The sequence below is a fragment of the Candidatus Margulisiibacteriota bacterium genome (genome assembly GCA_031268855.1).
Classification (GTDB): Bacteria; Margulisbacteria; Termititenacia; order Termititenacales; family Termititenacaceae; genus Termititenax.
In genome coordinates, this window is the sequence record JAIRWS010000061.1 from 1 (window position 1) to 6,443 (window position 6,443).

The 6,443-nt window shown below is 52.9% G+C and carries 6 protein-coding genes; 1 reads left to right on the forward strand and 5 read right to left on the reverse strand.

Annotated features, from left to right (window positions below; translation table 11 throughout):
* Window positions 1-9 precede the first annotated feature (9 nt).
* On the reverse strand, window positions 10-552 hold the full coding sequence (locus LBJ25_03805) for a tetratricopeptide repeat protein (GenBank protein MDR1453083.1): 543 nt from the start codon (window positions 550-552) through the stop codon (window positions 10-12).
* Window positions 553-628: 76 nt separating this feature from the next.
* On the opposite strand from LBJ25_03805, the gene rmuC reads away from it, so the two are divergent.
* Window positions 629-1,858, forward strand: coding sequence for a DNA recombination protein RmuC (rmuC, locus tag LBJ25_03810; GenBank protein MDR1453084.1), 1,230 nt, complete (start codon window positions 629-631; stop codon window positions 1,856-1,858).
* On the opposite strand, the gene holA is transcribed toward rmuC, so the two are convergent.
* The 4 genes from holA to dnaB are packed head-to-tail and all read right to left on the reverse strand — an operon-like array spanning window position 1,855 to window position 6,400.
* Window positions 1,855-2,895, reverse strand: coding sequence for a DNA polymerase III subunit delta (holA, locus tag LBJ25_03815; GenBank protein ID MDR1453085.1), 1,041 nt, complete (start codon window positions 2,893-2,895; stop codon window positions 1,855-1,857). The two genes, rmuC and holA, sit on opposite strands and share 4 nt — an antisense overlap.
* Window positions 2,882-3,469 (reverse strand): MBL fold metallo-hydrolase, encoded by a 588-nt coding sequence (locus LBJ25_03820; protein ID MDR1453086.1) that lies wholly within the window; start codon window positions 3,467-3,469, stop codon window positions 2,882-2,884. The genes holA and LBJ25_03820 overlap by 14 nt, the downstream gene beginning before the upstream one ends.
* Window positions 3,466-5,022: a hypothetical protein gene (locus LBJ25_03825; protein MDR1453087.1), complete on the reverse strand. Its 1,557-nt coding sequence runs from the start codon at window positions 5,020-5,022 to the stop codon at window positions 3,466-3,468. Before LBJ25_03825 ends, LBJ25_03820 begins: the two co-directional genes overlap by 4 nt.
* Window positions 5,009-6,400, reverse strand: coding sequence for a replicative DNA helicase (dnaB, locus tag LBJ25_03830; protein MDR1453088.1), 1,392 nt, complete (start codon window positions 6,398-6,400; stop codon window positions 5,009-5,011). The genes LBJ25_03825 and dnaB overlap by 14 nt, the downstream gene beginning before the upstream one ends.
* Window positions 6,401-6,443 lie beyond the last annotated feature (43 nt).

The following is a 6,443-nucleotide window of genomic DNA, read 5'->3' on the forward strand; positions in this document are numbered from 1 at the left end:
CGCCGCGCTCTACTCCGCCGCGTCGATACATTCGATCAGCTCGCTGGCGTAGCCGTCCTGACCGTATTTTTCAAAAAACTCCACTTCTTCCTCGGCGGTCTCCGTGTCGCCCAGCGCCACGCAGCATTTGCCCAGGGTCAACCGCGCGTCGTATTGGTGTTTATCCAGCTCGATGGCCTGCCGCGCATACAGCATAGCGTGCCAGTAATCTTTTCTTTCGTAGCGCCATTCGGATAAAACCAGCCGCGCGTCGATGTATTTATCGTCCAATTCGGCGGCAGCCTGCATATAGCGCAGGGCCTGCTCCGGCTGATCCAGCATGTGGTAGGCCCAGCCCAGCCGAAAATTAAAAAGCGCGTTGTCCGGCTCGCGGCGCACGATCCTGCGCAAAACTTTGGCGCACTCCAGAAAACGATTGTTGTCGTAGGCTGAATTAGCTCTGGCCAGCAGCACATCGGTTTGATTGCTGGTAATTAAAGTAATGAGCAGATCATAAGCTATAAAACAGCCGACGCCGAGCAAAATGCCGGAGGCCAGAGAATGGTCAAACATGAGTTTCCTTTCTCGCCGTATTTTACTCTAAAAATTTAAATCTGCCACTATTTTGGCGGCGTGCTAAAATGCCGCTATGGAAATATTAACGCTGATTTTGGCTCTGGCAATTTTCATTCTGGCAGCGGCGCTGTTTTGGCTGAGGATCTTCGGGCCAAAAGAAAACGCGGTGGATTTTCTGACGCCGAAATTAACCGAGCTGGACAGATCGATCCGCGACGAATTTAGCCGCAGCCGTCAAGAAATGAATACGGCCGCCAAAGACACGCGCGAAGAGCTGGCCAAATCCCTGCAATTATTTGCGGATAGTTTTGAGAAGATCCGCGCGGCTGTGGAAAACAAATTGCGGGAGATCCAGACCGACAACAATAACCAGCTGGAAAAGATGCGCGCCACAGTTGATGAAAAACTGCACAAAACGCTGGAAACCAGACTGGGCGAGTCTTTCAAGCTGGTGAGCGAGCGGCTGGAGCTGGTGCAAAAAGGTTTGGGCGAGATGCAGAATTTGGCCGCGGGGGTCGGTGATTTGAAAAAAGTTTTGACCAATGTCAAAACCAAAGGCGTGCTGGGCGAATATCAACTGGGCGCTATTTTGGAACAGATACTTTCGCCGAGCCAGTATGCGCAAAATGTAAAAACCAAGCAGGGCAGCCGTGATATAGTGGAGTTTGCGGTGAAGATACCCAGCAAAGCGGATTCCGCAAAGATCGTCTGGCTGCCGATCGACGCCAAATTTCCTACCGAAGATTATGACCGCCTGCTCTCCGCTTATGACAGCGGCGACACGGGAGAGATCGAGCTGCACAAAAAAGAGCTGGAGAAAAAGATCAAAACTTTTGCCAGAGACATTGCCGAAAAATATATCGATCCGCCGCAGACTACGGATTTTGCGCTGCTGTTCCTGCCTTTTGAGGGGCTGTACGCCGAGGTGCTGCGTATCCCAAATTTGTTTGAGAGTTTGCAGCGTGATTACAAGATCGTGATTACCGGCCCGACCACCATCTCGGCGTTCCTCAACAGTCTGCAGATCGGTTTTCGCAGTTTGGCTGTGGAAAAAAGGACAAGTGAGATTTGGGATCTGCTCGGCGCGGTGCGCACGGAATTCGGCAAATTCGGCGATGTGCTGCAAAAGACTAAAGCCAAACTGGACGCGGCCAGCAGCGAGATCGAAAAAGCCGGCGCGCGTTCCCGGGCGATAGAGCGCAAACTGCGCGATGTGCAGGAACTGCCGGAGACCGCGGCGCAAAAACTGCTCGGTGATTTGAATGCGGTAGAAGAAGTCTCGGACAGCGCCGCCGCAGACTAGGCCAATTCCGCCAGCGCGCAGATGAGCGCGTTATCCGCCGCCAATTGTCCGGTCTTGATCTGATAATCGGCGTTTTGCAGCGCGCCGTAAGTGGTTTTTAATTTTTGGTAGTCGTGTTTATGCAGCGGCGGCAGAATATTTTTTTCTAAATTCCAGGTGTTCATTTTTAAAAGGCTGGCTATTTCGGCGGCGCTCAGACGCTGCGCTTGCAATTCTTTGATCTGCAGCAGGACGCGGAGCTGTCCGGTGATATAGCCGAGCAGTTTTTGCGGCGCTTCGCCGTCCTTGAGCAGCGCGACGGTCAGCCGCAGGGTTTCCGGCAGGTCTTTGCGGCGCAGAGCTTCGCCCAGAGCATAAGCCTGCAGCCCGCCCGCGCTGGCCAGCGCTTTGACGTCGTCGATATTCAGTTTGTTTTTGCCGGACGCGTAGAGCAATAATTTATCGGCTTCGCTGGCCAGCGCGCCAAGCGACAGACCGGCGGTTGCCACCAAAAACTCCGCGGCGCTCCGATCCAGCGCGCAGTTTTTTTCACGCAGATAATTGCTGATCCAGTCCGCCGCTTTGTCCTGCTCCCACGGCTTGAACGGCTCAAAAATTTTAGTCTCGCCGTTTTTTTGAAAAAACTTAAAAAATTTCCGCCGCTGATCGACCGGGCCGTTGACGACAAAAACCGCCCGCACGCCATCCGGCAGATTTTCCAGCGCGGCAAAAAGGCGCGTTTCGGCGCGTTCGTCCGAATTGCTCCTGGCGGTTTCCGTGACTTCTGTTTCCGCGTCATTTGTTTCAGTATTCTTTTTTTTCGGGCTGCCTTTTAAGAAAAACGGATCGTAGACCAGCACCAGACGCGCCGGTGAAAAAATCGGCAGTGTTTGCAGTGAGTTGATGATCCGGTTGAGGTCTTTTTCTTCCGGCGGGATGCTATCCAGCGCAAAGGCCGCCAGAGCCGGATCAACATATTTTTTCTTGAGCGCGCGGACGGCTTGCTCGACCAAAAACTGCTCTTCGCCGCCGACCAGATAAAGATTAGTGTCCGCCATAAAAGCCGCGCTCCTGTCCGATCGTGGTGGATTCTTCATGGCCGGGATAGACAATAATGCTGTCGTCCAGGGCCAGCAGTTTTTGCAGGGATTTTTGCATATCCGCCGCGCTGCCGCCCGGAAAATCCGTGCGCCCCAGATAACCGCCCGCGAACATGGTGTCGCCGCTGAATAAATGGTTTTCCAGTAGCAAACAGCTTGAGCCCGGCGTGTGCCCCGGCGTAGCGATGACCTGTATCGGCAGAGCGATGTCCAGTTTGTCCGTGTACCACTGATCGACGGCTAGATCCCCGATATGATAATAATCTTTTTCTTTCTCGATCAGCCATTGGTCGGCAGCCGGCGTCAGCAGCGGAAGGTTATACTCTTGTTTGACGGCGTTGTCGGCCATGATGTGGTCCCAGTGGCCGTGCGTGTTGATGACCGCGATGGGCCGCAGCTGGAGCTCTTTTATTTTCGCGCTGATCCTGGCGGCGGCGGCTCCCGGGTCGATGATCAGCGTCTGTCCGCCGGAGGTGACCAGATAGCAGTTGGTGTGGATCGGGCCGACGACGACTCTCTCTACGGTTATCATTGCAGGCTCACCCCGAAAGTGTATTGTTTGTAATATTCCGAGCGGTTGACCGAGATTTTCCAGTGGCACAATTTAAACTCCAGGCCGTAAGACTGATCGCGGACTCTGTGCTCCGTGACCGAATAATCACACGTGTAATTTAATTTTAAATTATCCAGCGCCTGCCAGCCCATGCCAAAGTGATCTTCCTCGGAAGTGCCGGCGTACATGGTTTCTGAATTGAACGGCGAGATGCCGAATTCATCAGGCGTATATTTATGGTTGATGTTAAAATTAAAGTTGCGCCAGTTTTTTTTGTAGTTGATATTGTAGATCAGGCGTTTCCAAAAACCGGTCAGGTTTTTTTGTTCTTGATAGGCCGAATTGCTGTAAATGACGCCCGGCGTCAGCTCGCCAAAAGCGCCCAGTCCGAATTTACGCTCGACCCGGCTTTCCCAGTTGGTCTGCAGATATTCACGTGTTCCGGGCTGGAATTTTAGCTCTTCAAGATCGGCGCTGTTTTGTGCCAGCTCAACACTCTCTTCATAGATCTGCGCCATGAAACTGCTGAAAGAAATATCCAAACCCAGCGGCATTCTGTAGGTCGGCGTGGTCAGATTGAGTTTGGGTAGATAGCTGACCCACTGGTAACCGACCATTTCGCGGTTGGCCAAGATCAGGGTCAATTCAGGGTAAGTGTTTTTGCTGGGCGGCAGGATACCGTTGAAAAATTCATCAATGATCTGGCCGCGGTCTTTTTGCGGCACACCGAGCAGCAGGCTGTGCTGAAAACCGTAAGAAGTCCGGCCGCCCAGTCCGGTTACATAATGCAGGCGCAGCTGGCCGCTGTTGGCCTGATTTATTTTGTAATTATTGGTGAAACCGACGCGCGCGCCGAGATTGGCCAAATAATGCAGGTCAATAGTACCGGTCAATTTTTCGTTGTGGTAATAGCTCAGACCGGCCTTGGCGTAAGCGCCTTCTACCGGATTGTAGCCGAGCTGCGGTATGGCGCTGTACATACTGTCCAGATTACCGCTCAGGTCAGACACGTTATTGGGCACGTACATGACCGGCAGGAAGAAAAAATAAATTACGGCATGATCATTGACCACATTGCCCCACTCGGGATAAATACTCAAACGCTGTGAAGTAATGTGATTGCAGGGATCGGGCAGGTCGCAGATGGTTTGGTAAGCATTCTCGACCACGATGGAATCTTCGCGGATAGTAACATTTTGGCCGCGGACTCTATTTTTGCGGATAGTCATAGTGATGTCTTCGCCGTAAGCCTCGTTTTTTTGATAATCGTATTGCAGTGAACTGCCGGAGACCTGCTGCTGCTGGCGGTTAAAGACAAAGCCTTCGCGCAGGGACAAGCGTTTTTGTTCGAGATTGACCGTCGCGGTATTGGCTTGCAGCTGAGTGCTACCGTTGATGATGATCACATTGCCGCTGGCGTGGACAAATTGATTTTCACCGGCGTAATTTACGTTATCGGCTTCAATAGAAATTTCCGCCGCGGCGGCGAGGCCGCAGAATAACAAGACAGTGCATAATTTAAATCTGTTCATCTAACGGCACGCTCATTTTTTCTTTGCGTTCAAATCTCGTAAAGGCTTTTAAGAAAACCAGCTCGGCCTTGCCGATCGGGCCGTTGCGATTTTTGGCGACGATGAGCTGCACCGTATTGTCTTCCGCGCCAAAACTGTTGTCATAATCCTGATAACTCAAGCGGTGGATCAGCAGGACGACATCGGCCACCTGCTCGATCTCGCCGGAGTCGCGCAGATCGGACATGCGGGGCGGACGCGCGCCGCGGTTGGTTTTGTTTTCGCTGGAGCCGCCGAAGCTAAAGCCGTGTTTTTCCACTTCGCGGTTGAGCTGTGCGATGACGATGACTGGAATATTCAATTCTTTGGCGAGATTTTTCAGCGCGCGCGCCCAGTTGGACACCTCCAGATAACGACTTTCCTGCCGCCCCGCCGTGCTGGTGATCAGCGTCAAGAAATCGACCACGATCAGCTGAATATCTTTTTCTATTTTCAGCCGGCGCGCTTTGGTCTGAATTTGCAGGATCGTATTCGGCGAGTCGTCGATATAGATCGGCGCGTTGCTTAAGTTGGCCAGAGACTGGGACAATTTGCGCTGGTTTTCGGCGGATAAATTTCCGGTTTTGATGCTGTGCGCGTTGAGTTGAGCGTCGGTGGTCAGCAGGCGTGTCGCTAGTTCTTCTTTGGACATTTCCAGCGAAAAAATACCGACCGGTACCTTGCGGCGCAGGGCGACATTGGCGGCGATATTCAAAGCCAGCGCGGTTTTGCCGACAGACGGCCGCGCCGCGATGACGATCATGTTGGCGTTTTGAAAACCGCCGGTGATCTGATCCAGCTCGTCGTATCCGGTCAACAGGCCGCCGGCTTCGGGATTGGCGCTTTTGCGCGTCAGATCATCATAGGCAATATCTAGCGGCACGCGCAAATGCTGAAAGCCCTGTTTAATATTGCGCTGCGCCAGTTCAAAAACCGTTTTTTGCGCGTGCTCGACGATCTCGTCAGGATCGCCGTCGGGCTGATAAGCGCCGGAAGCCATGCCGTGCCCGGCCTCAATGATGCTACGCATCACATAATTGCGCTCGACGATCTCCGCGTACTCGCTGGCGTGCGCTGGCGTGACCACTGTATTGGCCAGATCGGCCAGATAAGCGCGCCCGCCTTCCGGCAAAGCGCTCTTTTGTTTCAGCTCTTCCGTGACGGTGAGCATGTCGATATTTTTGTTCTGCGCGGCGAGGCTCTGAATGGCCTGATAAATATTTTGATGCGCCGGCAGATAAAAACTTTCCGGCTGCAGGCGGTCGATAACTTTGAGCACGGCCTCTTTATCGATGAGTAGCGCGCCCAGCAGGTTTTGTTCGGCTTCGAGATTTTGCGGCGGGACTTTTTCTTCTGACATAGGGTTAGTCATTATACGGAGAAACAGGGCTTTGGGCAATGTT